The sequence below is a fragment of the Mycobacterium sp. genome (assembly GCF_039583805.1).
Taxonomy (GTDB): Bacteria; Actinomycetota; Actinomycetes; order Mycobacteriales; family Mycobacteriaceae; genus Mycobacterium.
The window spans coordinates 1-24,690 of sequence record NZ_JAVKSH010000048.1; the positions used below are offsets into that span (position 1 = coordinate 1).

At 68.9% G+C, this 24,690-nt stretch carries 23 protein-coding genes; 9 read left to right on the forward strand and 14 right to left on the reverse strand.

Features of this window, described 5'->3' with window-relative positions:
• Positions 1-73: 73 nt before the first annotated feature.
• Both ABDW21_RS08455 and ABDW21_RS08460 read right to left on the reverse strand, forming a co-directional pair.
• Positions 74-1,171, reverse strand: a complete 1,098-nt coding sequence (locus tag ABDW21_RS08455) for an acyl-CoA desaturase (protein WP_343601083.1) — start codon at positions 1,169-1,171, stop codon at positions 74-76.
• An 82-nt stretch (positions 1,172-1,253) separates the two neighbouring features.
• Complete coding sequence (locus ABDW21_RS08460) at positions 1,254-2,321, reverse strand: ferredoxin reductase (RefSeq protein ID WP_343601082.1); 1,068 nt, start codon at positions 2,319-2,321, stop codon at positions 1,254-1,256.
• 69 nt (positions 2,322-2,390) lie between these two features.
• On the opposite strand from ABDW21_RS08460, the gene ABDW21_RS08465 reads away from it, so the two are divergent.
• Positions 2,391-3,065, forward strand: a complete 675-nt coding sequence (locus ABDW21_RS08465) for a TetR family transcriptional regulator (protein WP_343710309.1) — start codon at positions 2,391-2,393, stop codon at positions 3,063-3,065.
• Positions 3,066-3,098: 33 nt separating this feature from the next.
• On the opposite strand, the gene ABDW21_RS08470 is transcribed toward ABDW21_RS08465, so the two are convergent.
• Genes ABDW21_RS08470 through ABDW21_RS08485 form a run of 4 tightly spaced genes read right to left on the reverse strand, consistent with a single transcriptional unit; the run spans position 3,099 to position 7,354 of the window.
• Positions 3,099-3,704 carry a GNAT family N-acetyltransferase gene (locus ABDW21_RS08470; RefSeq protein WP_343601080.1) on the reverse strand — a complete coding sequence of 202 codons (606 nt, stop codon included), beginning with the start codon at positions 3,702-3,704 and terminating at the stop codon, positions 3,099-3,101.
• A 45-nt stretch (positions 3,705-3,749) separates the two neighbouring features.
• On the reverse strand, positions 3,750-5,201 hold the full coding sequence (locus ABDW21_RS08475; RefSeq protein ID WP_343710310.1) for a hypothetical protein: 1,452 nt from the start codon (positions 5,199-5,201) through the stop codon (positions 3,750-3,752).
• Between the two features lie 26 nt (positions 5,202-5,227).
• Positions 5,228-6,331: a sulfotransferase gene (locus tag ABDW21_RS08480; protein WP_343601077.1), complete on the reverse strand. Its 1,104-nt coding sequence runs from the start codon at positions 6,329-6,331 to the stop codon at positions 5,228-5,230.
• Positions 6,332-7,354, reverse strand: a complete 1,023-nt coding sequence (locus tag ABDW21_RS08485) for a 3-oxoacyl-[acyl-carrier-protein] synthase III C-terminal domain-containing protein (RefSeq protein ID WP_343601076.1) — start codon at positions 7,352-7,354, stop codon at positions 6,332-6,334.
• A 291-nt stretch (positions 7,355-7,645) separates the two neighbouring features.
• On the opposite strand from ABDW21_RS08485, the gene ABDW21_RS08490 reads away from it, so the two are divergent.
• Positions 7,646-8,938 (forward strand): acyl-CoA dehydrogenase family protein, encoded by a 1,293-nt coding sequence (locus ABDW21_RS08490; protein ID WP_343601075.1) that lies wholly within the window; start codon positions 7,646-7,648, stop codon positions 8,936-8,938.
• 4 nt (positions 8,939-8,942) lie between these two features.
• Here ABDW21_RS08490 and ABDW21_RS08495 read toward each other — a convergent pair whose 3' ends face one another.
• Positions 8,943-9,398, reverse strand: coding sequence for a MaoC family dehydratase (locus ABDW21_RS08495; protein ID WP_343601074.1), 456 nt, complete (start codon positions 9,396-9,398; stop codon positions 8,943-8,945).
• A gap of 92 nt (positions 9,399-9,490) precedes the next feature.
• On the opposite strand from ABDW21_RS08495, the gene ABDW21_RS08500 reads away from it, so the two are divergent.
• The 4 genes from ABDW21_RS08500 (at position 9,491) to ag85C (ending at position 12,789) form a co-directional block, all read left to right on the forward strand.
• On the forward strand, positions 9,491-9,943 hold the full coding sequence (locus ABDW21_RS08500) for a MarR family winged helix-turn-helix transcriptional regulator (protein WP_343601073.1): 453 nt from the start codon (positions 9,491-9,493) through the stop codon (positions 9,941-9,943).
• Positions 9,940-10,758 (forward strand): ATP-binding cassette domain-containing protein, encoded by an 819-nt coding sequence (locus ABDW21_RS08505; protein WP_343601072.1) that lies wholly within the window; start codon positions 9,940-9,942, stop codon positions 10,756-10,758. The genes ABDW21_RS08500 and ABDW21_RS08505 overlap by 4 nt, the downstream gene beginning before the upstream one ends.
• Positions 10,748-11,566, forward strand: a complete 819-nt coding sequence (locus ABDW21_RS08510; RefSeq protein WP_343601071.1) for an ABC transporter permease — start codon at positions 10,748-10,750, stop codon at positions 11,564-11,566. The genes ABDW21_RS08505 and ABDW21_RS08510 overlap by 11 nt, the downstream gene beginning before the upstream one ends.
• A gap of 230 nt (positions 11,567-11,796) precedes the next feature.
• Complete coding sequence (gene ag85C, locus ABDW21_RS08515; RefSeq protein ID WP_343601070.1) at positions 11,797-12,789, forward strand: diacylglycerol acyltransferase/mycolyltransferase Ag85C; 993 nt, start codon at positions 11,797-11,799, stop codon at positions 12,787-12,789.
• A 27-nt stretch (positions 12,790-12,816) separates the two neighbouring features.
• Here the strand turns inward: ag85C and ABDW21_RS08520 are convergent, their stop codons facing one another.
• A complete protein-coding gene (locus ABDW21_RS08520; protein WP_343601069.1) occupies positions 12,817-13,719 on the reverse strand; it encodes a beta-carotene 15,15'-dioxygenase, Brp/Blh family in 903 nt (300 codons plus the stop codon).
• A gap of 112 nt (positions 13,720-13,831) precedes the next feature.
• Complete coding sequence (locus tag ABDW21_RS08525; RefSeq protein WP_343601068.1) at positions 13,832-14,686, reverse strand: bacteriorhodopsin; 855 nt, start codon at positions 14,684-14,686, stop codon at positions 13,832-13,834.
• Between the two features lie 149 nt (positions 14,687-14,835).
• On the opposite strand from ABDW21_RS08525, the gene ABDW21_RS08530 reads away from it, so the two are divergent.
• Complete coding sequence (locus ABDW21_RS08530) at positions 14,836-15,444, forward strand: helix-turn-helix domain-containing protein (RefSeq protein ID WP_343601067.1); 609 nt, start codon at positions 14,836-14,838, stop codon at positions 15,442-15,444.
• On the opposite strand, the gene ABDW21_RS08535 is transcribed toward ABDW21_RS08530, so the two are convergent.
• The 4 genes from ABDW21_RS08535 to ABDW21_RS08550 form a co-directional block, all read right to left on the reverse strand.
• Positions 15,441-16,130: a YoaK family protein gene (locus ABDW21_RS08535; protein WP_343601066.1), complete on the reverse strand. Its 690-nt coding sequence runs from the start codon at positions 16,128-16,130 to the stop codon at positions 15,441-15,443. The two genes, ABDW21_RS08530 and ABDW21_RS08535, sit on opposite strands and share 4 nt — an antisense overlap.
• Positions 16,131-16,237: 107 nt before the next feature.
• Positions 16,238-17,575, reverse strand: a complete 1,338-nt coding sequence (locus ABDW21_RS08540) for a maltokinase (RefSeq protein WP_343601065.1) — start codon at positions 17,573-17,575, stop codon at positions 16,238-16,240.
• The gene (treS, locus tag ABDW21_RS08545; RefSeq protein WP_343601064.1) at positions 17,572-19,362 is read right to left on the reverse strand and encodes a maltose alpha-D-glucosyltransferase; all 1,791 of its coding nucleotides are present in this window, start codon (positions 19,360-19,362) and stop codon (positions 17,572-17,574) included. The genes ABDW21_RS08540 and treS overlap by 4 nt, the downstream gene beginning before the upstream one ends.
• An 84-nt stretch (positions 19,363-19,446) precedes the next feature.
• Entirely contained in the window at positions 19,447-20,496 is a 1,050-nt protein-coding gene (locus ABDW21_RS08550) for a trypsin-like peptidase domain-containing protein (protein ID WP_343601063.1), read from the reverse strand.
• 170 nt (positions 20,497-20,666) lie between these two features.
• On the opposite strand from ABDW21_RS08550, the gene ABDW21_RS08555 reads away from it, so the two are divergent.
• On the forward strand, positions 20,667-21,110 hold the full coding sequence (locus ABDW21_RS08555; protein WP_343601062.1) for a TIGR03668 family PPOX class F420-dependent oxidoreductase: 444 nt from the start codon (positions 20,667-20,669) through the stop codon (positions 21,108-21,110).
• 133 nt (positions 21,111-21,243) lie between these two features.
• Positions 21,244-23,379, forward strand: coding sequence for an elongation factor G-like protein EF-G2 (locus tag ABDW21_RS08560; protein ID WP_343601061.1), 2,136 nt, complete (start codon positions 21,244-21,246; stop codon positions 23,377-23,379).
• On the opposite strand, the gene ABDW21_RS08565 is transcribed toward ABDW21_RS08560, so the two are convergent.
• The gene (locus ABDW21_RS08565) at positions 23,328-24,098 is read right to left on the reverse strand and encodes a hypothetical protein (RefSeq protein WP_343601060.1); all 771 of its coding nucleotides are present in this window, start codon (positions 24,096-24,098) and stop codon (positions 23,328-23,330) included. The two genes, ABDW21_RS08560 and ABDW21_RS08565, sit on opposite strands and share 52 nt — an antisense overlap.
• Between the last annotated feature and the right edge of the window lie 592 nt (positions 24,099-24,690).

Genomic DNA, 24,690 nt, shown 5'->3' on the forward strand with positions numbered 1-24,690 from the left:
ATCAGAAATCACACCAATCCGCGTCACCAGCCAATCCTGGCTGGTCAACACCCAAAAATATGGGAGACACGCCCTAGTCGGCCGGCGAGGTTGCCGCGGCGGTGACGCGCCAAGGGCCCGGCAGACTCAGCCGCACGATCTTGCGCACCACGGTGGCGAACTGCGCGGGCAGCGGGCCCGAGTTGTACGGGATGCCGTAACGCCGGCAGATCTCGCGCACCTCGGGCGCGATCTCGGCGTAACGGTGTGCCGGCATGTCGGGGAACAGGTGGTGCTCGATCTGGTGCGACAGGTTGCCCGACATCAGGTGGAACAGCTTGCCGCCGGTCAGGTTTGCCGAGCCGAGGACCTGGCGGTGATACCACATGCCGCGCGACTCGTTCTGCGCCTCCTCGGCGGAGAACTCACGGGTGCCGTCCGGGAAGTGGCCGCAGAAGATGATCATGTAGGACCAGACGTTGCGGGTCAGGTTGGCCGTGAGGTTGCCCGCGAAGACCACCGGGGCGAACGGCCCGGCCAGCAGCGGAAAGGCGACGTAGTCCTTGCCCAGCTGGCGGCGGGTCTTGCGCCAGATGCCCTGCAGGACATTGCGTTTGTCGGCCAGGGTGATCTCGCCGTCGCGGATTCGCTCGCTTTCCAGCTCGTGCAGCGCCACGCCGTACTGGAACAACACCATCAGCAGGAAGGCGTAGACCGGGTTGCCCAGATAGTAGGGCCGCCAGGGCTGGTCGTCGCTCATCCGCAGAATGCCGTACCCGATGTCGCGGTCCATGCCCACGATGTTGGTGTAGGTGTGATGCATGTAGTTGTGCGAGTGCCGCCACTGGTCGGCCGGGCAGGCCGTGTCCCACTCGAAGGTGCGGCCGCAGATCGACGGGTCACGCATCCAGTCGTACTGGCCGTGCATGACGTTGTGGCCGATCTCCATGTTGTCGAGGATCTTCGACACCGCCAGCATGGCGGTGCCGGCCAGCCAGGCCGGCGGCAGGATCCCGGCGAACAGCATTGCTCGGCCGCCGATTTCGAGTGCCCGCTGGGTCTTGATGACGCGGCGGATGTAGTCGGCGTCGCGCTGGCCCAGCTCGGACATCACGCGCTGCCTGATGGCGTCGAGTTCGCGGCCGAACGCGTCGGCCTGTTCGGGGGTCAGGGTGATCGTGTTCTGTGTCATGGCTTTCCCTTCGGGGCCTACAGGCTTTCCCTTCGGGGCCTACAGGCTTTTCCTTCAGGGCCTAAAGGGTTTTCCTTCGGGCCTACAGGGCGATCTCGACGTCGCCGACGGGGGCGGACACGCAGATCTGGATGTCCTCGTCGGCGGCGGTCGAGACCGCTCCGGTGGTCAGGTTGCGCACCACACCGGAGGTCTTCCGGCGGGTGCAGGTGTGGCAGATGCCCATCCGGCATCCGCTGTCCGGGTTCAGACCGGCCGACTCGGCCTGCTCCAGCAGCGGGCGGCCGTCGTCGGCCACGTCAATCCCGCTGTCGGCGAAACGTACTCGCCCACCCGACGAGGTGGCGGGAATCTCGAATGCCGGTGCCACGAAGTTCTCGGTGTGGACGTTCGCGCAGTGCCTTCGCACCGCGTCGGCCAACGCTGTTGGGCCGCAGACGAATACCGCGTCCGGCTCCGGCATCGCCGCGGCCAGGTGGTCCGGCCCGAACCGGCCGTCGAGATCGCCGGAACCGGATCGGGTGTAGCCGTGCAGCACCCGCACACCGGTCATCGCGGCGAGCTCGTCGCGGTAGCAGGCTTCGGCCGGAGTCCGGGCGTAGTGGACGAATGCGAGCTCGCCGTCGTGCCGCTCGGCGACCAGCGTGCGCAGCATCGCCAGCACGGGCGTGATACCGCTGCCGCCGGAGACGAACAGCATGCGCTGCGGCCGCGGCTGCGTGTGTCCATCCGGCAGCACGAAGTCGCCGCCGGCACCGGCCAGGCCGACCACCATCCCGCGGCGGGCGTGCCGGTACAGGTACGTCGAGACCAGGCCGCCGTCGTGACGCGCGATGGTCAACTCCAGATGGCGGGCCCGCTGCGCATTGGCCGGCGAATAGCACCGGGTGTGCCGGCGGCCGTCGATCTCCACGACGAGGTTGACGTACTGGCCGGCCGCGACCGGGTGGCGCAACGCCGCGTTGGGCGCCAGGACCAGGGTGACGCTGCGCGGCGTGCCGCGCCACACGTCGACGACCTTGGCCCGGGCCTCCCCCCGCGTCCAGGTCGGGGTGACCAGCTCGGTGTAGCGGTCGACGCCGTGCGGACCGGTGAGCAGATCCACCAGGTCGGAGCCCAGCACCCGCCGCGTCAAAGTTTGAGTGAACATGTGTACACAGTGTGGTGTGATATCCCAGTTCGTCAAGTGTTTCCGCTGCTCTGTAGTAGGCTTCACACAGTGAACACCCGTACGCCCAGATCACGGTCGCGGCGGCCGGACCGGGCCGGCACCCCGGACAGCCCTTCCCGCGAGGAGCGCAAGGAGGCGACCCGGCGTGCCATCGTCGCCGCCGCGCTCAAGCTGCTCGACGACCGCAGCTTCAGCGGGCTGAGCCTGCGGGAGGTGACGCGCGAGGCCGGGATCGTGCCCGCGGCGTTCTACCGCCACTTCGAGTCGATGGAGGCGCTCGGCCTGGTTCTCATCGACGAGTCGTTCCGGACGCTGCGCGACATGCTGCGCGGCGCACGCGCGGGCAAGCTCGACCCCAACCGGGTGATCGAGTCGTCCGTCGACATCGTGGTGGCCAGCGTCGCCGAACGTCGCGAGCATTGGCGGTTCATCGGCCGGGAGCGTTCCAGCGGTGTGACGGTGCTGCGCTACGCCATCCACACCGAGTTCCGGCTGATCACCTCCGAACTGGCCACCGACCTCGCCCGGTTCCCCGGCCTGAACGCCTGGAGCACCGAGGACCTCACCGTGCTGGCGACGCTGTTCGTCAACTCGATGATCGCCATCGCCGAGGCGATCGAGGACGCCAAGAGCGCCGAGGCGCTCGACGAGATCCGCCGGACCGCGGTCAAGCAGTTGCGGATGATCGTGGTCGGAGTCGACGGTTGGCGCAGCGCCCCGTAGCACCGGGACGCGGCACGGGCCGGGTCACGGCGGCTACCGCGCCGGGCGCCACATCGGCCACAGCGTCGGGCCGCCGCCGGGCAGCGCGATCTCACCGGTCACCTCGAAGCCGAAACGTTGGTAGTACGGCACGTTGTCGACTTTGCTCGACTCCAGGTACGCGGGACAGTGCTCGGCATCGCACCGGTCCAGCCGCGACCGCAGCAACGCCTGCCCGAAACCTTTGCCGCGCAATGCGGGTTCGCTTCCGATCACGGCGAGGTACCAGTGCGGTTCCTCGGGGTGGTCACGGCTGATCGTCGCCATCGCGCCACGCGCGGCCGCGGCACGAAACCCGAAGGCGCGAAACAGCGGCAGCGCCGTCACCAGCTGCGCGCGGCGGGACTGCTTCCAGCGGTTCGGCGGATCCCACAGCGCGGCCGCACCAAGTGTCGGTCCGTCGCAGGCCACCTGCACGCCGCCGCCGGCCAGATGATGGTGCCGGGTCAGGATCGCGAACAGCCGGCTTAGCTGCGCGCGTCTGCGCCCGTCGTCGGGCAGCATCCACATGCTCACCGGATCGTCGAAGAACGCCCGACCCAGGGTCTGCGACAACCCGCGGATATCGACTTTGCCCGCGGGGCGCACCTCGATCGCCACATCGCCAGGCTAACGCCCGCGTCCCCTCGGACAGCGCGAGCGGCCTCAGGGGAGCGTCACGAACGAATCATCGGCGAGCACCGCGGCAGGGTCGAGGGTGGAGGGAATGGCGAAGTCCCCGAACGGAGTCACCAGCGTATCCGAGATCACGTCCGCGCCGGGTGTCGTCGAGGCGAGGTCGGAGTAGACGTTCCCGAAGCCGCTGTCGCCGAGGGTGAGAGTCTCGAACATCGAGCCGACCGCCGGAACGTCTCCGGCCGCGGTGCCCGCGGTGCCCGAGAGGTCGGAGGTGACGAGCAGCGTCCGGGTGGAGATGCCGACGATATCCGACGCGTTGGCCTCGTCGGCCGCGAAGGTCCCGACCACGTCCGGCTGCGTGCCGGCGGCGTCGACGTCGAACAGCTGATGGCCCTGCACGACGACGTCCAAAGGCGGCAGTCCGTTGATGCCGGTGAACTGTTCGTTCGACGCGGGATCAGGAACGATCTCGTCGCCGCCGGCGACGGGGTCGGCGGTGCTCAGCGAGTCGGTGGCGATACCCGCGGCTGCGTCGAACGTCATCGGAATGCGCAGCTGCCCGAAGGGGGTCACCAGGACATCCGAGATCACGTCCCCGCCGGGTGTCGTCGACGCCAGGTCGGAGTAGACGTTCTCGACACCGGGAATGATGCTGCTGAGGGTGTTGAACACCGAGCCGACCGGTGGCACGTCGCCGGCGGCGGTGCCCGGGGTGCCCGACACGTCGGCGGTCACCAGCAGTGCCTGGGTGTAATTGCCGAAGATGTCCGAGGTGTCGGTCTCCTCGGTGTCGAAGGTCCCGACCACATCCGGCCCCGTAGCAGCGGTCGGGCCGTCAAGGTCGAACCGCTCATATCCCCCGACGGTGACGTCCAACGGCGGAACGCCGGCTATTGCGGCGAGCTTTTCGGTGGACGCAGGATCAGGAACGATGTCGTATCCGCCGGCGACGGGGAACGCGGCGCTCAGCGAATCGGCGGCGATACCCGCTGCTGCGTCGAACGGGATCGGAATGCTGAACTGGCCGAAGGGGGTCACCAGGGTATCCGAGATCACGTCCCCGCCGGGTGTCGTCGACGCGAGGTCGGAGTAGACGTTCTCGAAGCCGTGACCGAGGCTGACGGTGGCGAACACCGAGCCGACCGGCGGCACGTCCCCGGCGGCGGCGCCCGGAGTGCCCGCTAGGTCAGACGTCACCAAGATTACCTGGTAGCCGCCCGAGGACGGCACGGTGGCCTCGTCGGCATCGAAGATCCCGACCACATCCGGGCTCGTCGTGCTCCCGACGGTTGTGTTGTCGACGTCGAACAGCTGTTGTCCCTGAACGCTGCCCTCCTTCACCGGCAGGGTCAGGCCCTCTATTTCGTAGATTCCGGTGACAGCCTCAATGGAATCAGGGTCAGCCACGATGGTGTAGTCGTCGGCGACGGCGACGGGGAGTGACGCGGCGCCCAACAGCCCACCGACAGCCGCACCCACGGCGCAGGCGATACGCGGGCGAGCCATCAGGGCGACCCGAGCATGTCGTAGACGAACCCGAGGTCGCTTCGGATGCGCTCGGCGGTCAGGCCGAACTGCTCGGGCGAATGCTCGTGGCGGCTGGTGTAGGCGCGCTGGCGTTCGGCCTGCTCCCGGACCTCTTCCAGGAAGGCCGCGGTGGGCTCGACTTCGACGAAGTCGAGGATCCGTGCGATCGTCGGCTGCAGGTTCTCCAGGAGATCGGGGTAGCGCACCACGCACAGGTTCCGCTGGGGAACGAGACCGGACCCGTGTGCGTCGTGGAAGGAGCTGAGCATCGAGCACGACGCCTGGTAAAGGTTCTCCAGCCACCGCCGCTGGTCGTCCTCGCGGGTGCGGTTCCACACGTCGTACCCGTTCTCCAGCACGCCGGCCAGCAGTGACATGCCAGACGGGATCACCTCGACCGGGTCGCGGACGACGTACACGAGGCGGCAGTCGGGGTAGCGCCGCAGCAGCGCGTCTAGGCGGAAGGTGAGCATGCTCGACTTGACCAGGATGCGGTCAGCATGTTTGAACGCCAGGTTCCGTCGCCAGCACGCCTCGTGGTAGGCGAAGAAGCGCTTCTCGTCGCGCGGCGCCACGCCGCCGATCCCGAAGCTGCGCCGCGACAGCTCGCTGCCCCAGGTGTCCTGCCAGGCCAGGAAGTACGCCCAGGCGAACGGTCCGTCGAGGGTGCGGAAGAACCACAGCACGTCGTCGGTCTCGATGCCGCGCAGGCTCGTGTCGTGCACGTCCGAGGGATGGTAGCGCGCAGGCGACAGCCGCCCGAGCCGCGGGACGACGCCGCCCAGCAGCTTGCGCGCGGTGATGGCCGGGAAGAGCATCTCCCACAGCTCGAAGGCCGCCATCCCGCCGGCTCCGAGCAGCAGCCGGTGCAGGAACGTGGTGCCGCTGCGCGGATTGCCGATGATGAAGATCGGCCGGTCGAGCGTCTGCTTGCGGTGGCGCGGGTAGACGAGGTGGTCGAGGCCGAGGGTCGCCGCCGAGATGACCTGCCGCACCTGCAGCAGCAGAAACGCGCCGACCGGCCGCAGCCACAAGCCGAACGTCGTGGTGATCGTCCGGTAGAGGCGCAGGTGACGCGGCATTCAGCCGTCCCACACCGCGGCGGCGCCCACGATCGTGAAGCCGGCCGCGGCGCTTGCCAGGACGATCTTGTCGCCGGCCCGGACGGCTCCCTGCCGCAGGCGGTGGTCGAGCGCGACAGCCCACGAGGTGCTCGCGGTGTTTCCGTACAGCGAATGCGTGTGCACACACGCCCGGGGCTTGGCGTCGAGCTCGGTGAGGACCCGTGTCAGGATCGCCTCGCTGGGCTGGTGGAAGGCGTAGTGGTCGACCTCTTGCGGCGACCATCCGGCGGCCTCGACAAGGCGGCGGACCTCGGGCGGCACGTGGACGGCGAGCGCGAACAGCTCTTTGGAGTGCGACGTGAAATACCCGTCGACGGGCGCTCGGCAGAGGGCATGGTGCTCGGAGAGCGTCGTGTGCCGCAACCCCACCAGCCGTGCGCTGCCCGCCGGCAGCGGACGGCGCGACACCAGCAACGCGGCGGCGGCGTTGCCCAGCGTCAGGCCGGCTGCGCGGACCGCGACATCCTCGAGCGACTGGATGTCGTAGCTGAGCCGGTCGCGGGTCAGCTCGCCCGCGCAGACGAGCGCCGTCTGAAGCTCGTCGTGCAGAGCGAAGTAGCCCGCGACCACGTGCAGCGCCTCGATCAGCCCGGCGCAGGCGCAGGTCACGTCCATGGCGTGCAGCGGCTTCGCGCCGAGGCGCCCCGCCACTTCGGCCGCGGTCGCGGGCTCGAACGCGTCGCGAGCGATCCCGCCGTAGACCAGCAGGTCGATCTCGGATGCGGCCACCCCGTTCTGCCGGAAGCAGGCGGTGGCGGCGCGCGACGCGAACTCACCGGGCGAGAGCGCAGGGTCGCCTTCGATGTAGCGGACTTTCGTGTTGCACCGGTCGAAAACGTAACGGATGCCCTGCTCGATCGGGTCCCATTCGGTGGCCGCGCCGCGGAACGCCGCGCGGACGCGCGCCAGCACCGCGTCGTTATCCAGAGCCGCGGTCGGCATGACGATCGCCGGCCGCGAGAGGTGAAGCCGCGGAATCATCACGTGACAGTACCCCTCGGCGCGGGGATTTCGTCTGTGCCGCGGTCGCCGCCGGCTCGCCCCCCCGGCGGCGAACTCACCCCGACATGTCGAAACATTCCGCCCCCTCCTAAACGTCTGCGTGCGAACGGCAAGTGTGACGGCCCCTGAAGGCTGTCCCGTCATTATTGGTCATTGTTGCCGCTATCGGCGAAATTTCGCCGATAGCGACGTCGACGAGCACCGCATGCCCGGGCACGCACCCTGGCGTTCGCCACGATGTACCGTCGGGAACAACCGGAGAGGCCAACCATGTGGGACTTCGAGACAGAACCCGACTACCAGCAGAAGCTGGACTGGGTTGCCGGTTTCATGGTCGACGACGTCGAGCCGCTCGACCTGGTGCCTCTCGACCCGTACGACAAGAAGAACGCCGAGATGATGGCGCTGCTGCGGCCGCTGCAGCAGCGGGTCAAGGACCAGGGGCTGTGGGCCGCGCACTTGCGGCCCGAACTCGGCGGCCAGGGCTACGGCCAGGTGGAGCTCGCGCTGCTCAACGAAATCCTCGGGCGTTCCCGTTGGGCGCCTTCGGTTTTCGGCTGCCAGGCGCCCGACTCGGGCAATGCCGAGATCCTGGCGATGTTCGGCACCGACGAACAGAAGACCCGCTACCTGCAGCCGCTGCTGGACGGGGAGATCAGCTCCTGCTACTCGATGACCGAGCCGCAGGGTGGCTCGGATCCGGGCCTGTTCGTCACCCGCGCGGAGCGCGACGGCGACTCGTGGGTGATCAACGGGGAGAAGTGGTTCTCCTCCAACGCCCGGCATGCGTCCTTCTTCATCGTCATGGCCGTCACCAAACCCGAGGCCCGCACCCGCGAGAAGATGTCGCTGTTCATTGTCCCGGCCGAGACCCCGGGCGTGCAGATCCTGCGCAACGTCGGGGTGGGCACCGAGTCCGGGCACGCCAGCCACGGCTACATCCGCTACACCGATGTGCGGGTGCCGGCCGATCATGTGCTCGGCGGCGAGGGGCGGGCTTTCGCGATCGCGCAGACCCGCCTCGGCGGCGGCCGCATCCACCACGCCATGCGCACCATCGCGCTGGCCCGGCTGGCCTTCGACATGATGTGCGAGCGGGCGGTGTCCCGGCAGACCCGGTTCGGTCCGCTGGCCGATCTGCAGATGACCCAGGAGAAGGTCGCCGACAGCTGGATTCAGATCGAGCAGTTCCGGCTGCTGGTTTTGCGCACCGCCTGGCTGATCGACAAGCACCACGACTACCAGAAGGTGCGCCGCGACATCGCCGCGGTGAAGGTGGCGATGCCGGCGGTGCTGCACGACGTCGTGCAGCGCGCCATGCACCTGCACGGCGCGCTCGGGGTCTCCGACGAGATGCCGTTCGTCAAGATGATGGTGGCCGCGGAGTCGCTGGGCATCGCCGACGGCGCCACCGAACTGCACAAGATGACGGTGGCCCGCCGCACGTTGCGCGAATACCAGCCGGTGTCAACGCTTTTCCCGTCGGCGCACCTGCCGACCCGGCGGGCCGCGGCGCAGGCCCGGCTGGCTGAGCGAATCGAACACGCCGTCGTCGAGTTCTGAAGGCTCAGCTGACGAAGCGCGCGACGCTCTCCGCGACACACGCCGGCTTGGCCGACCCCTCGATCTCGATGACGGTCGACACCGTCGCCTGCACGGCGCCGTTGCCCAGGTCCTCGACGTCGACCAGGGAGCTCTTCGCCCGCACCCTGGCGCCGACCGGCACCGGAGCGGGGAAGCGCACCTTGTTCAGGCCGTAGTTGATGGACAGCGTGACGCCTTTCACCGTGTAGATCTCGTGCGTCAGCCGCGGCAGCAGGGACAGCGTGAGGAAGCCGTGGGCGATCGTCGTGCCGAAGGGCCCCGTGGCCGCCCGTTCGGGGTCGACATGAATCCATTGGTGGTCCCCGGTCGCGTCGGCGAACAGGTTGACGTCGTCCTGGGTGATCGTCACCCAGGAGCTCTGCCCCAGTTCCTGGCCGGCGGCGGCGGTGAGATCGGCGACTGACTCGAAGGCGCGCATGCCAGCATCGTGCCACGGCACGGCACGCGCCGTGCCCTCAGGCCGTGCCTGCCGCTCACAAGATAGCTCGCATACAGAGGTATTATCGTGCGGTGACCGCACCGACCGATCTGGCCGCCGACCTGTCGAGCGTCCTGCGGCGGTTGCGGCGCCAGCTGCGCCGATCAGCCGGGATCGGCAGCCCACCCGGGGCGCTGTCGGAGTCGCACACCGAGCTGTTGTGGGTGGTCGCCCGCCGCCCCGGGATCTCGGTCAGCATGGCCGCCGCCGAACTCGGGCTGGTGGCGAACACCGCCTCGACCCTGGTGTCCAAGCTCGTCGACAACGGCGTGGTCGACCGTGACGTCGACCCCACCGACCGCCGCGTGTGCCGGTTGTGGCCCACCGCGGCGGCCCAGCAGATTGTCGATGCCTCGGCCGCGGCGCGACGGGTGCTGCTCGCCGAGGTGCTCGGCGAGCTCGAAGACGATCAGATTGCCGCGCTGACAGGCGGATTGGAGGTCCTTGACGAGATGACCCGGATGCTGCAGAAGCGAAGACCATGAGCGGGACGGCCCCGCCGGCGATCGACTGCCGGCACCTGACCCACCGCTACGGCCAGTTCACCGCCGTCTCCGACATGACGTTGCAGGTCCGCCCGGGCGAGACAATGGGCCTGCTGGGGCCCAACGGCGCCGGCAAGACCACCGTGGTGCGCCTACTCACCACCTTGACGCCACCGCAAGAGGGCGAACTGTACATCTTCGGCATGGACGCCCGCCGCGACGCCCTCGACATCCGGCGCACCATCGGCTATGTGCCACAACAACTGTCGATTGAGCCGGCACTGACCGGCCGGCAGAACGTGGAGTGGTTCGCGCGGCTGTACGCAGTTCCCCGCGCGCACCGCGCCGAACGTGTCGACCAAGCCCTCGACGCCATGGGACTGCGCGAGGCCGCCGACCGGCCGGCTGGCACGTATTCCGGCGGCATGGTGCGCCGGCTGGAACTCGCGCAAGCACTGGTCAACCGGCCGTCCCTGCTGGTGCTGGACGAGCCCACGGTCGGACTCGATCCCATCGCGCGAGACGGCGTCTGGACCCAGGTGCGCAACCTGCAGGCCGACTTCGGCATGACGGTGCTGCTGACCACCCACTACATGCAGGAGGCCGACACGTTATGCGATTGCGTCGCGCTCATGAACCACGGCACTTTGCGGGCGGTGGGGGCACCCGGTGAACTGAAGTCGACCCTCTGCCCGGATGCCACCCTCGAGGACGTGTTCCGCCACTACGCGGGCACCGACCTGGACAACCGCGAACCAGCGCAGGGGATCCGTGAAATCCGTTCCAGCAGAAGGGTTATTCGCCGTGTCGGTTGAGCCCGCCGTCGACGCGGGCTGGCTGCGCGCCCCACACCGATGGCGGCGGGCCGGCGCCGCAACGCAACAGGTCGCCGCGTTCGCGATCGTCGAGATACAGAAGCTGCGTCATGACCGAACCGAACTCCTCGCCCGCATGGTGCAACCGGCGCTGTGGCTGCTGATCTTCGGCAGCACGTTCAGCCACTTGCACGTCATCGACACCGGATCGGTTTCCTATGTGGCGTTCTTGGCGCCGGGCATCATCGCTCAGTCGGCGCTGTTCATTTCGATCTTCTACGGCATCCAGATCATCTGGGACAGGGATGCCGGCGTGCTGGCCAAACTCCTGGTGACGCCCGCACCGGCGTCCGCGCTGATTACCGGCAAGGCGTTCGCGGCGGGAGTGCGAGCAGTCGCGCAAGTCGTCGGCGTGCTGGCCCTGACCTATCTCATGGGTGTGGGCCTGACCGTCAATCCGCTGCGGATTCTGGCGGCGACGGCGATAGTCGTGCTCGGCGCGGCGTTTTTCTCCTGCCTTTCCATGACACTGGCCGGGTTGGTGCGCAACCGCGATCGCCTGATGGGCATCGGCCAGGCCATCACCATGCCGCTGTTCTTCGCGTCCAACGCGCTCTATCCGGTTGACGTGATGCCGGCGTGGCTGCGCGTCGTCAGTACCGTCAACCCGCTCAGCTACGAGGTCGACGCGCTGAGGGCGCTGCTGATCGGCACCCCCTTCCATCCAGCCGGTATTGCCGTGTTGGTGGCGGCACCGGTTGTCGGCGTCGCGACCGCGTCGGCCCTGGTGCGACGCCTGGTCGCCTAGGTCATGCGGAAATAATTGCGCTGCTGGCTGTTTCGTGTCAGCAGCCTGAAAAGCGCACGTAGAAGCGTGCTCGTTATCTCGCGAGTCCCCGTCGACGCCTAATCGTTAGCCAACCGCGACGCCACACCCCGCGCCGGAAACCTCACGACGGCATATGGCTGTGTTTGACTGCGACAGAAAGCTATTCGTCCGCGGTGTGCGGCTGATGAGAGTTGGGATGGTAAGGAGCTATGAAGTTCGTTGAGAAGTTACGCGGTGCAGCAACGCGTTTGCCACGCCGACTGACTATCGCGGCATTGGGAGCGGCCCTGTTGCCCGGTCTGGTCGGCGCAGTCGGCGGCTCGGCGATCGCGGGGGCTTTCTCCAAGCCGGGCCTGCCAGTCGAATACCTGCAGGTGCCGTCGCCGTCCATGGGCCGCGACATCAAGGTGCAGTTCCAGGGCGGCGGCCCGCACTCGGTCTACCTGCTCGACGGTCTGCGCGCCCAGGACGACTACAACGGCTGGGACATCAACACCCCGGCGTTCGAGGAGTACTACGAGTCGGGCCTGTCGGTGATCATGCCGGTCGGCGGCACGTCGAGCTTCTACACCGACTGGTATCAGCCGTCGCAGGGCAACGGCCAGAACTACACCTACAAATGGGAGACGTTCCTGACCCGGGAGATGCCGGCCTGGCTGCAGGCCAACAAGGGTGTCTCGCCGACCGGCAACGCCGCGGTGGGCCTGTCGATGTCGGGTGGCTCGGCGTTGATCCTGGCCGCCTACTACCCCCAGCAGTTCCCCTACGCGGCATCGCTGTCGGGCTTTCTGAACCCCTCCGAGGGCTGGTGGCCGACGATGATCGGCCTGGCGATGAACGACTCGGGCGGGTACAACGCCAACAGCATGTGGGGTCCGACCAGCGACCCGGCGTGGAAGCGTAACGACCCGATGCTGCAGATCCCGCGGCTCGTCGCCAACAACACCCGGATCTGGGTCTACTGCGGCAACGGCACCCCCAACGAGCTGGGCGGCGACAGCATGCCGGCCAAGTTCCTGGAGACGTTCACCCTGCGCACCAACCAGTCCTTCCAGAACAACTACCTGGCCGCGGGCGGCACCAACGGTGTGTTCAACTTCCCCGCCAACGGAACACACGACTGGGGTTACTGGAACCAGCAACTGGCAGCGATGAAGCCCGACATCCAGCGAGTCCTCCTCGCCGCACCGAACGCCGCCTGACCCGGCCCGCCGTCGGGCGGCTGACGGTTACTCCCGAGCGGTCAGCATCGCCCGGCGGTCGGCGTCCCGGTCGACCCAGAGCACGACGAGCATGTGCGGCACCGTCAATGCCAACAGCATCCGCACCAGCTCCGCGAGCAGCGCGACCGGCGTCGACGCCGTCACGCTCAGGCAGACCACGGCGGCCAGCGTCGCCACGGCCGCGATTGACGGCGGCGCGGCGAGCCGGGCCAGCCGCAGCACCGCAGACCGTAGCCGGCCCCGGCTGACCAGGGCGGCGCAACCTGGCTCGATGGTCATCATCCGCGCGCAGTGCCGCAGCGCGTGCCAGCCGCCGAACCACACCGCGAAGGCCGCCAGCGGCGGCACCAGCAGGCCGAGCGCGCCGATCGTGGCGACGTCGAGGGCGACGCCCGGGTGATCCGAGCGCAGCGAGGAGATGACCGCGACAACGGCCGCCAGCAGCCACAGCGACAGCAGCACGATGCGCACCGACGAGTCGGCGACCACGAGCACCAGGCCCGGCGAGACGGCGTCGGCCACCGCACCGAGCTGGTCGCCGCAGCGAGCCAGCGGCAGCAGCAACGCTCCGGATCCGGCGATCGCGATCGACACGGCCGCCAGGGACGGCGGTCGCCACCCGGTGTGGTGACGCGTGAATTCGAGTTCCCCGAGGCCGAAGTGCACAGCACTCAGCGCCACGACCGCGATCAGCGCGATCAGGCCTGCCCACTCCAGCAGCGCCCAGACCACGGCGGTCGCGCCGGCGTAGACCGCCGCCACCACCGCGAGGGACCTGCCGCCGGCCACCCGGACGGCCAGCACATGATCGGCGGCGCCGTGCGGAATGCCGGCCACCAGACCCAGCGCGGCACCGAGCAGCACGAGCGGCGCAGGCACGGCCGGCATGCCGACTGACGTCCCGCCCATGACGGCCACCGCTGACCACATCAGCAGGCGCGACCCGCCGGCGGCAACCGCCAGCGGGTCGGCAGCCGACCGGAGGGAGCAGAACGTCACCGGCAAGCCCGGCCGCGTGCCGTCACGCCGCGGGCGTGGCTGCTGTGCCGCTCCTGATCGAGGACAGGGTTTCGCCGTCGCCGTGCATGCCCTCTTCGCCGGCGAAGGCGGGATCGTCGGCGTCGGACTTCAGCCGGGCGATCTTGTAGATGAGCAGGCCGTACAAACACTTGGCCAGGATGTCGGCGACGGAGTAGGCGCCTTGCTTGGCAACCCACGCAGCCGCCCCGGAGGACGATGCGTACAGCGGAATGATGTACGCGAGCGGGTAGACCCCCCAGGTGGCGAGCAGCAGGAACCGAAGACCGCTTACGGTGCTGCGCACACCCGCAGGTTGCCGGTCCAGCGAGCGGGTCAGCTCCACGAACAGCACGTACAAGATGTAGAGGAACGGGATGGTGGACAGCAAACCGAAGAGGTTGCGCAGCCCGTTCTCACCGCTGACCTCGCCCGGGTAACCGAGTGCGATCATCAGCGCCGACGCCGGAATCAGCCGGTACAACAGCGAGGTCTGAAGCTTGCGGGCCAGCGCCAAGACGACGACCAGCTCGGTCAGCAACAGCGGCACCGTGAGCAGCCAGTCGACGTAGCGGTAGCCCTCGTTGAACGACTCGCCTGCCGCCTGCACGTAGGTGCCACGGCCACCCTGCGCGGATGTGACGAACGCCGCCCGGAACGAATCGAAGATACGGAAGTAGTGGTAGGCGGCGATGCCGCACACGATGGCGGAGATCACCACGGCCTGCCGGTAGCGGGCCAACACCCGGGGCTGGACCGAGAGCAGGAAGATCGCGGTGAACAACTGCGCGGCGATCGAGAACGAGAGCACGTTGTAGACGGTGTTGAACTGGGACTGGGTCAGTTGATCAGGGATCATCTCTCACCTTTGAGCGACGTTGGCTGGACTGAGCGGGACAAACAGCACTGAACGAGTAGTGCTGAACATACCGTACAGTATAGGATAATCTGTACACTAGTGTTCATCTGATCAACTTTTGATCATGTCTTCCATCGGCTACCGTTGCGGTGCAGCGACGGCATCACCGGCATCAGGAGGCGTGCATTCCCGGCCACAGCGACACGACAGCCCCGGCAAGCACTGACGCCCGGATCGTCCGCACCCGCGCCGACGTTGCACGCACGGCCCGCAGCGTGCTGATCCACGAGGGTGCCGAGGCGCTCACCCACGCGCGGGTCGCCGAGCGGGCTGGGTACTCGAAAACCACCGTCTACACGCACTGGCCGTCGCGTTTCGATCTGGCCGCCCTCGCGCTGGAGGCCTTCGGCGACGTGCAGCAGCACGCGCGGACCGGCGATCTGCGCGCCGATCTGATCGGGCAGCTCACCCTGTTCCGCCAGGCCGTGCTCGACCTTCGGCTCGACCGCGTGCTCTCCGCGATGGCCCAGTGGGCGACGGTCGACACGATGCGACACATCAGAGACGACATCAATACCAAAGGTCAGCGACCGATCCGCGCCATCCTCGAGGAGTCTTTTCACGGCGCGCGGCTGGAAGCGGCGGTGTCCATGCTCTCCGGTGTCGTCGCGTGCCCGTCGCTGATGTTCGGCACCGTCCCCGACGACACCGTCATCGAGGCGGCAGTGGACATCGTGGTGGCCGCCGCGGCCGGCTAGTCCGAAGAACCCAGCAACGCCCGCCGGTCGGCATGGAAGTAGGTGTACCCCGTGGTGAGCGCGCACACAGCGCTGGCCGCCAGCAGCATCTGCGGCCCGTTGACCACCAGGCTGATACAGCCGCCGGCCGCGGCGCCCGCGACGAAGCTCGAAAACAGCAGGAAGTAGCCCAGCCAGTCGGCCAGTGTCCCGCCGCTGACGTGGCGTTCGATACCCTGGCCCATTTTCACCAGCGTCCCGGTCACGTAGCTCAACGGGATCGAAACCTCGCCGTTCGCCACGAACGACGTGTTCAGCGCGCCGATACCAAAGACCACCACCACGATCGGGACGAACGAGACCTGGCGGACCGACCATCCGCTGAACACGATGTCGAGCACGGTCGCGGTCACCAGCGACAGCGTCGTCAGCACCGTCGGCCCGTGCGGATGGGCCACCCAGAAATGCCGCCGACACAGCGAGGCGACCACCACGCCGGCGACGAACGAGACCATCAGCAGCGCCGCCGCCGCCGCCAGCCCGCGGTCGCCGCTGAAGAACCCCAGCACCGCGCGCTGCGCGTTACCGGTCATGAAGGTCACGAAGTATCCGGCGGAATGCACGAACGCCGTCGCGCCCAACACCCCCGCCAGCCCGGCCAGCACCCACGACAACCGTGCCTCGCTGTCGAACGTGGTGGCCGGCACGTGAGAATCCTCTCCGGAGCCGCGTCGCGTCGCAAACCTGGATGAACGCTTCCTATCGAACCAGGCGCAATCGCGCGGCCCGCGACCCCTTGCTCGGAATCATTCGTCTAGCCGGCCGTCAGCCGGGCTATGGCACGCAGCGGGATGGGCAGCCAACTGGGCCGATGACGGGACTCGTACCCGGCCTCGTAAATCGCCTTGTCCAACTCGTAGGCCGCCAGCAACAGAGCCGAGTCGCGGGGGTCTACGCCCGACACCGCCGCGTAGCCGTCGCAGAACGCGCTGCGGTTGCGCTCGATCCACTCGCGAGCGCGGGCGGCGAGCTGCTTGTCGGCGGACTGGTCGAGCAGCGGCCCGTGGGCGGCGTACTCGAAGGACCTCAGCACGCCGGCCACGTCGCGCAACGGGCAGTCCGGGGCGCGCCGCTCGGGCAACGGCTGGCCCGGCTCGCCTTCGAAGTCGATCAGCAGCCACGTCTCCGGCGTGCGCAGCACCTGGCCCAGATGCAGGTCACCGTGCACCCGCTGCACGGTGACCGTCTCGCCGGCCAGGTCGCGGAAGCGCCGCTCGGCGGCCGCGGTGTAGGGCGCCAGCCCGGGCACCGTCGCCGCCGTCGACGCCAGCCGCGCCAGCACGACGTCGACCGGGAACGTCGCCGTCGACGTGCCGAGCGTCTGCGCCAGCGTCGCGTGCACCGCAGCGACCGCCTCGCCGAGCCGGAACGACTCGCCTGCGAAGTCGCCGCCGACCTCGTAGGCGTAAAGGTCACCTTCGGCGAACAGGTCGCGCACGCTGGCGGTGGCCATCGCCCACCCTTCGGCCGCGTTCGCCTCGTACTCGGTCGCCACACCCAACGCGCACGGCCCGTCGGCCAGCGCGAGTTCGTAGCTGCCCAGCAGCCGGGCCACGTGCGGGTTGCCGGCACGGCTGAGCACCCTGCCGAGCTCGATGTCGGGGTTGACGCCGCCGCTGACCCGGCGAAACACCTTGAGGATCACGTCGCGATCGAAGATCACGCTGGTGTTGCTCTGCTCGGCGTCCGACACCCGGGGGGCCGCGTCGCGCGGGAGGGTGACGCCGGGCTCCTTGGCGAACCGCACCTGCGCGGCGGCCGAGCCGCACACGGCCGACGAGTCCATCAACGACAGCAGCACCCGCGCCGCGGCCGGGTCGTACAGCGCGTCGCAGGCGGTGCGGTCGTTGTCGACACCGATGGTCGCGACGGCACTGAACTCCGACACCGGCCCGTAGTCCCAGGTGACGATCACCTGGTAGCGCTCCGCGGAGCCGTCGGCGTAACCGACGTCGAGCAGCACGACGTCGACGTCGTCGCGCAGTGCGACCACGACGCCCGGCCCCACCGTGACGAGCTCGCGGTCGCGCCCGGCGTACCACCGTTGCAGCGGAAGCCAGTCCGTCCACGGCAGATCGGCCGGCGAGTTCATAGCGTCTCCTCGGATTCGCGCAACTGGAACCAGTAAAACCCGTGTCCCGGCAGCGTCAGCAGATAGGGCAGGTGGCCGACGCGGGGAAACAGCACCTGCCCGGTCAACTCGACCGGGATGTGGCCGTTCCAGTGCTGCAGGTTCAGCTCGATAGGCTGCGGGAAGCGGGAGAGGTTGTTCACGCAGAGCACCACGTCGTCGTCGGCCTGGCGAATGTAGGCCAACATCGACGGGTTGGATCCGCCCATCTCCTCGAACGTCCCGACGGCGAACGCGTGGTGGCGCCGCCGCACCGCCAGCATCGTGCGCGTCCAGTTCAGCAGCGACGTCGACGTGTCGCGCTGGGCCTCCACGTTGACGGCCTGATAGCCGTAGACCGGGTCCTGGCTGGGCGGCAGGTAGAGCCGGCCGGGGTTGGCGGTGGAAAAACCGGCGTTGCGGTCCGGTGTCCACTGCATCGGCGTGCGCACCCCGTCCCGGTCGCCCAGCCAGATGACGTCGCCCATGCCGATCTCGTCGCCGTAGTACAGCACCGGTGAGCCGGGCAGCGACAGCAGCAGCGCGGTGAACAGCTCGATCTGGTCGCGGTCCTGCTCCAGCAGCGGCGCCAGCCGGCGGCGGATCCCGACGTTGGCCTTCATCCGCGGGTCCTTGGCGTACTCGGCGTACATGTAGTCGCGTTCGTCGTCGGTGACCATCTCCAGGGTCAACTCGTCGTGGTTGCGCAGGAAAATCCCCCACTGGGCCAGGCCGGGGATGGGCGGCGTCTGCGCCAGGATCTCCGATATCGGGAACCGCGACTCGCGGCGGACCGCCATGAAGATGCGGGGCATCAGCGGGAAGTGGAACGCCATGTGGCATTCGTCGCCGCCGGTGCCCGGGTCCCCGAAATACTCCACGACGTCGCTGGGCCACTGGTTGGCCTCCGCCAGCAGCACCCGGCCGGGGAACTCGTCGTCGACCACCTTGCGAACCCGCTTCAGAAACGCGTGGGTCTCCGGCAGGTTCTCGGAGTTGGTGCCCTCCCGCTCGAACAGGTACGGCACGGCGTCCAGCCGGAACCCGTCGATGCCCAGGCCGAGCCAGAAGCGCATCACGTCGAGCATCGCGTCCTGCACGGCCGGGTTGTCGTAGTTGAGATCCGGCTGGTGGGAGAAAAACCGGTGCCAATAAAACTGCCGGCGCACCGGGTCGTACGTCCAGTTCGACTCCTCGGTGTCGACGAAGATGATCCGGGCGCCGGCATATTTCTCGCTGGTGTCACTCCACACGTAGTAGTCGCCGTAGGGGCCGTCAGGATCGCGGCGGGACTCCTGGAACCAGGGATGGGAGTCGGAGGTGTGGTTCATCACCAGGTCGGTGATGACCCGCACACCCCGCCGGTGCGCGGCGTCGACGAGCGCGACGAAGTCGTCGACGGTGCCGAACTCCGGCAGCACCTTGTAGAAGTCGCGGATGTCGTAGCCGCCGTCGCGCAGCGGGGAGTCGTAGAAGGGCGGCAACCAGATGCAGTCGATGCCGAGCCACTGCAGGTAGTCCAGCCGCTCCAGCAGCCCGCGCAGGTCGCCGGACCCGTCGGCGTTGCCGTCGTAGAACGCCCGCACCAGCACCTCATAGAAGACGGCGTGCTTGTACCAGGTCGGGTCGGCAGGCAGGGCGGTGGCGCCGGCGAAGTCGTCGGCGGTGGGGTGTTCGACCACGCCGGCTTCGAGGTGGCTGCCCTGGGCAGGAGCGTGCTCGGCCCTGTCCCGGTCTGCCCTGTCCCGGTCTGCCCTGTGCGTCGTCAAGTCCCCAACGCTACCTGCACCACCCGCACACCGAAAACCGCACGCGCCAACCGAATTGATCGCCGCAGATGAGCCGCACGCCGATCAGCCAGGCGGCCCGTCCGCCAACACTATGCTGACCGGGCCGCCGTTCTGCAATCCCAGCGAAATCGCGTCGCCGGGGTGGTGCTGGTCAAGCAGATCCGTCAGCGCGGTAGGCGAGTTCACCGGTGCGCCGTCGACCGACACGATCACGTCGCCCGGAGTCACGCCGGCCCGGGCGGCCGGACCGTTGGGCACCACTCGCGCGATCGCTGCGCCACCACCGCCCTGGACGTCGTTCACGCCCACACCGAGGAACCCGGTCGGGCCGATGTGCACGGTCGGCGACGCGGCGCCGGAGCGGATCTGCCCGGCGATCGCCATCGCCTCGTTGATCGGGATCGCGAATCCCTCGCCGCGGCCGAGTCGGTAGTTGTCCGACGCCGCGGTGTTCATGCCGACCACCTGGTTGGCGGCGTTGACCATCGGCCCGCCAGAGTCGCCGGGGCGGATCGCGGCGTCGACCTCGATCAGCCCGTCGAGGGTCTCCGTGCTGCCGGTCAGCGAGTCCGCGGCGGAGACGGTCTGGTTCAGGGCGGTGACCTGGCCGCCCACGGCGCTGGGTGTGCCGCCGACGCCGCCGGCGTTGCCGAGCGAGACGATCGGATCGCCGACCGCGAGGGCGTTCGAGTCGCCGATGTCGGCCACCGGCAGCCCGCCGGCGCCTCCCAGCTGCAGCACCGCGATGTCGTGGCTGCGGTCGAAGCCGATCACCTGCGCGGGATAGGTCTGGCCGGTGCCGATCGAGCGGGCGGTGAGTCCGGTGGCGCCGGCGATCACGTGGTTGTTGGTCAGCACGACGCCACCCGGATCGATGACGATGCCGGTTCCGGCGCCCACCGCGCTCTGGTAGCCCAGCTTGGCGTCGATGTCGACGATCTGCGGGCCGACCTGGGCGACCGTCAGCAACGGGTCGGCCGGGGCGTCTTTGAGTCCGGGCGGCATCACCGGCGACGCGTACGCCGGCGCCGCGGCCAGACCCAGCCCGACGACGGTCAGCAGGCCGAGCAACCGCGACGACCACCGCGGCGCGCGGCGGTGCGATCCGCTCATCACGTCACCTCCTGCATTGGTTTCCCGCACGGGTTAGAGCCCCGTTGACGGCATTGTCGCAGCATACGGGGTCGCAGCATACGGGATGGACATGCGGTGGGGAGTAACCGCCGCGTCGTCGCGGCAAACTTACACCACATCGAGCGGGGTGGCGGTCCTACGCTGACCCTGTGGTCGACTTCGACCCCCGAGCCGGCTTCGCGGGCGCACCGGTGGCACGGCTGGCCACCGTCGGGCCCGGCGGAACGCCGCACCTGGTGCCGGTGGTGTTCGCGCTGGGCGGCGACTCGGGTGGTGCCTGGGGTGGCGACTCCGGCGGCGACGTCGTGTACAGCGCGGTCGACGCCAAGCGCAAGTCCACGCAGCGGCTGCGCCGGCTGGCCAACATCGAGGGCAACCCCCGCGTGAGCATGCTCGTCGACCACTACAGCGACGATTGGGCGGGGCTGTGGTGGGTCCGTGTCGACGGCGTCGCGCAGATCCATCACGAAGGCACCGAGTTGCACCGCGCATACCAGCTGCTGCGCGCGAAATACCCTCAGTACCAGACTGTTTCGCTGAACGGTCCGGTGATCGCCGTCGCGGTAACAAACTGGCAGAGCTGGCACGCCTGACCGCGGGTCTCGGCGCCGGGCGTACTCGCACCCGGCCTGCGGTCTTGTGCTGGGTGGGTGTGAGGGGAAAAGTTACCTCCGGCGGCCGGGGACGCACACGCAACGACGCGGGGCACGAGGAGAAGCACACGTCATGGCAGACAAGGCGAATCAGGGCACAGCAGTCGCTCCCACCGCGGACAGTCCGGCCGCGGTGCGCAACGTGGTGCTGGTCGGTCCGTCCGGCGGCGGCAAGACCACGTTGGTCGAGGCGCTGCTGGTGGCCTCCGGGGTGCTGTCCCGGCCCGGCTCGGTCACCGACGGCACCACGGTCTGCGACTACGAGGAAGCCGAGATCCGCCAGCAACGGTCGGTGGGGCTGGCCCTGGCGTCGCTGTGCCACGACGGCGTCAAAGTCAACCTCGTCGACACCCCCGGCTACGCCGATTTCGTCGGCGAGCTGCGGGCCGGGCTGCGCGCCGCCGACTGCGCGGTGTTCGTGATCGCGGCCAACGAAAGCGTCGACGAACCGACCAAGTCGCTCTGGCAGGAGTGCAGCCGCGTCGGCATGCCGCGCGCGGTGGTGATCACCAAGCTCGACCATGCCCGCGCGAACTACCACCACGCGCTCACCTCGGCACAGGATGCGTTCGGCGACAAGGTTTTACCGCTGTACCTGCCCGCCGGCGACGGCCTGCTCGGGCTGCTGTCGCAGACGCACTATGAGTACACCGGCGGCACCCGGACCACGCACCCGCCGGACCCGTCCTACGCCGAGCAGGTCGAGGCGCACCGCGGCGCGCTGATCGAGGGCATCATCGAGGAGTCCGAAGACGAATCGCTGATGGAGCGTTACCTCGGCGGCGAGACGATCGACGAGGCGGTGCTCGTCGCCGACCTGGAGAAGGCTGTCGCGCGGGGATCGTTCTTCCCGGTGATCCCGGTGTGCGCCAACACCGGCGTCGGCACGGTCGAACTACTCGAGATTGCCACCCGCGGATTCCCGTCCCCGCTGGAACACCCCCTGCCGGAGGTCTTCACCCCGCAGGGTGCCGCGCGCAACAGCCTGACCTGCGATGCTGACGCGCCGCTGCTGGCCGAGGTGGTGAAGACGACCTCGGACCCCTACGTCGGCAGGGTCAGCCTGGTCCGGGTGTTCTCCGGGACCATCAGGCCCGACGCGACGGTGCACGTGTCGGGCCATTCGACCTCGTTCTTCGGTGAGGACGGCGGCGGCAACCACCTCGACCACGACGAGGACGAACGCATCGGCACACTGTCGTTCCCGCTGGGCAAGCAGCAGCGGCCCGCACCGGTTGTGCTGGCCGGCGACATCTGCGCGATCGGCCGGCTGAGCCGGGCCGAAACCGGCGACACCCTCTCCGACAAAGCCGACCCGCTGGTGCTCAAGCCCTGGAACATGCCAGAGCCGCTGCTCCCGGTCGCCATCCGGGCGCATGCCAAGACCGACGAGGACAAGCTGTCGGTGGGGTTGGGCCGGCTGGCCGCCGAGGATCCGACACTGCGGATCGAGCAGAACCCCGAGACCCACCAGGTGGTGCTGTGGTGCATGGGCGAGGCGCACGCCGGGGTGGTGCTCGACGCCCTGGCCAACCGCTACGGCGTCACCGTGGACACCGCGGAGCTGCGGGTGCCGCTGCGGGAGACGTTCGCCGGCAAGGCCAAGGGCCACGGCCGCCACGTCAAGCAGTCCGGCGGGCACGGCCAGTACGCGGTGTGCGACGTCGAGGTGGAGCCGCTGCCGGAGGGCTCGGGTTTCGAGTTCGTGGACAAGGTGGTCGGCGGCGCGGTGCCGCGGCAGTTCATCCCGAGCGTCGAAAAGGGCGTTCGCGCACAGATGGAGAGGGGCGTGCTCGCCGGCTACCCCGTGGTCGACATCCGGGTGACGCTGCTGGACGGCAAGGCGCACAGCGTCGACTCGTCGGACTTCGCGTTCCAGATGGCCGGTTCGCTGGCGCTGAAGGAAGCGGCGTCGGCGACCAAGGTGATTCTGCTCGAGCCGATCGACGAGATCTCGGTGCTGGTGCCCGACGACCTGGTCGGCGCGGTGATGAGCGACCTGTCCGGTCGGCGCGGGCGGGTGCTCGGCACCGACACCGTGGGCAACGAGCGCACCGTCGTGAAAGCCGAGGTGCCGCAGGTGGAATTGACGCGCTACGCCATCGACCTGCGCTCGCTGGGGCACGGGGCGGCATCGTTCACCCGGTCGTTCGTCCGCTACGAGCCGATGCCGGAATCGGCCGCCGCCCGCGTCCAGGCCGCTGTCTGACCCGATTCCGCGAGTAAGCGGGGCAGTTGATTTTCGGGTGATTTTCGGGGGGATCGTTGATCGGGTCCAGTGTGCAGGCGTGGCTGTTTGCCCGGTGGCGCCGGGGTGGCGATCATGGCTTTGCCGCCGCGGACGCCGTGGCCGGCGATGATGGCAGCGTCGTCGTCGCCGAGCACGCCGGTGAGTTGGTGGCACCAGGCGGCGATGTTGGCGGCCAGCAGCACGCCCCCCATCCAGGCGGTGTTGACCTGCTTGTTTGCTGAGGGTAGCTGCCGCAGCGCACCGCCGGTAGCAGTGCTCGACTGCGGCGGCCTTGTCCAGGGGTGGACACGTCGAGGTTGGTCGCGATGAACGATGCAGGCGTAGATCGCGTCAGCGTCGGCGTCGGTGAGCTCGTCCAGTGGCAGCGCCGGCTGCTCGGGGTGCAGGGTGCGCCGCCGGTGCGAGCGCACGTCGGCGCAGACCTGCTCGGGGGCAAGGCGGACCCGCCGGATCAGCAGCCGGGTGCCCGCCGGCCAGTCCGCGCGCGCATAGCCCGAGACGCCGACGTGGGCGGGGTGCATGTCGATCGCGTCGTGCCAGTCGGTTTCGGCGATGCCGGCCAGGGCACGCCACCTGGTGGTGAGGCGGTTGGCGGCGATCGCGAACCCGATCCCCGCGGCGCGCGCGGCGCGGGCCAGCTGGGCGGCGAAGCAGCCGGCGTCGGCGCGCAGCCGCACCTGCCCGCGGTGCACACGCCGCGGGCAGCGCGGCCAGCGCCCGCGCCAACAGTTTGTCCGCGCCCGCGCGCGGGTCGTCGGTCCCGCTGCCCAGGTCGGCGGCCAGCTCGGTCTGGATCTCCGCCCAGCAGGCCACCTGCGGGCGGCCCGCCTTCTGGCCCTGGTGGGTGTAGTCGACCCCGTCCTTGGTGCGGCCATCGACCTGCACATCGGTGGCGTCCATGTCGATGGTGGCCGTGTCCGCGCACAGCGCGGCGGCGCGCTGTGCGGGCAGCAGCGCCAGCATCGCCTCGGTGACCGCGGCCAGCCCCGATTCGCTCGCCCGCCAGCGCTGCTCGTTGAATCGCCTCGCCTCCCCCGGCTGCGGTGGTCGACGCCAAACCGAGCACCGGCGCTAGCGCTTGGCCGGCCGCATCAGCGCGGTAGCGGTCCAGCCCCACCAAAAAATCCTGCCCCGCCAACTGCGTTGATGCGTTCCCGACCAGCAGCCCACCGGCCCCCACCCCGCAGTCACCGGCCTTGATTGGGCCGATCGCGCCATCGAGCAGCCCGATCACATCCAACCGGTCCAGCAGTTCGCTGACCGCCACCA

What these genes read in the sequence shown, in the direction of transcription:
- ABDW21_RS08455 (WP_343601083.1), bottom strand. Translation starts at nt 1,171, where the DNA reads ATGACACAGAACACGATCACCCTGACCCCCGAACAGGCCGACGCGTTC.
- ABDW21_RS08460 (WP_343601082.1), bottom strand. Translation starts at nt 2,321, where the DNA reads ATGTTCACTCAAACTTTGACGCGGCGGGTGCTGGGCTCCGACCTGGTG.
- ABDW21_RS08480 (WP_343601077.1), bottom strand. Translation starts at nt 6,331, where the DNA reads ATGCCGCGTCACCTGCGCCTCTACCGGACGATCACCACGACGTTCGGC.
- ABDW21_RS08485 (WP_343601076.1), bottom strand. Translation starts at nt 7,354, where the DNA reads ATGATTCCGCGGCTTCACCTCTCGCGGCCGGCGATCGTCATGCCGACC.
- ABDW21_RS08490 (WP_343601075.1), top strand. Translation starts at nt 7,646, where the DNA reads ATGTGGGACTTCGAGACAGAACCCGACTACCAGCAGAAGCTGGACTGG.
- ABDW21_RS08495 (WP_343601074.1), bottom strand. Translation starts at nt 9,398, where the DNA reads ATGCGCGCCTTCGAGTCAGTCGCCGATCTCACCGCCGCCGCCGGCCAG.
- ABDW21_RS08505 (WP_343601072.1), top strand. Translation starts at nt 9,940, where the DNA reads ATGAGCGGGACGGCCCCGCCGGCGATCGACTGCCGGCACCTGACCCAC.
- ag85C (WP_343601070.1), top strand. Translation starts at nt 11,797, where the DNA reads ATGAAGTTCGTTGAGAAGTTACGCGGTGCAGCAACGCGTTTGCCACGC.
- ABDW21_RS08520 (WP_343601069.1), bottom strand. Translation starts at nt 13,719, where the DNA reads ATGGGCGGGACGTCAGTCGGCATGCCGGCCGTGCCTGCGCCGCTCGTG.
- ABDW21_RS08525 (WP_343601068.1), bottom strand. Translation starts at nt 14,686, where the DNA reads ATGATCCCTGATCAACTGACCCAGTCCCAGTTCAACACCGTCTACAAC.
- ABDW21_RS08540 (WP_343601065.1), bottom strand. Translation starts at nt 17,575, where the DNA reads ATGAACTCGCCGGCCGATCTGCCGTGGACGGACTGGCTTCCGCTGCAA.
- ABDW21_RS08550 (WP_343601063.1), bottom strand. Translation starts at nt 20,496, where the DNA reads ATGAGCGGATCGCACCGCCGCGCGCCGCGGTGGTCGTCGCGGTTGCTC.
- ABDW21_RS08560 (WP_343601061.1), top strand. Translation starts at nt 21,244, where the DNA reads ATGGCAGACAAGGCGAATCAGGGCACAGCAGTCGCTCCCACCGCGGAC.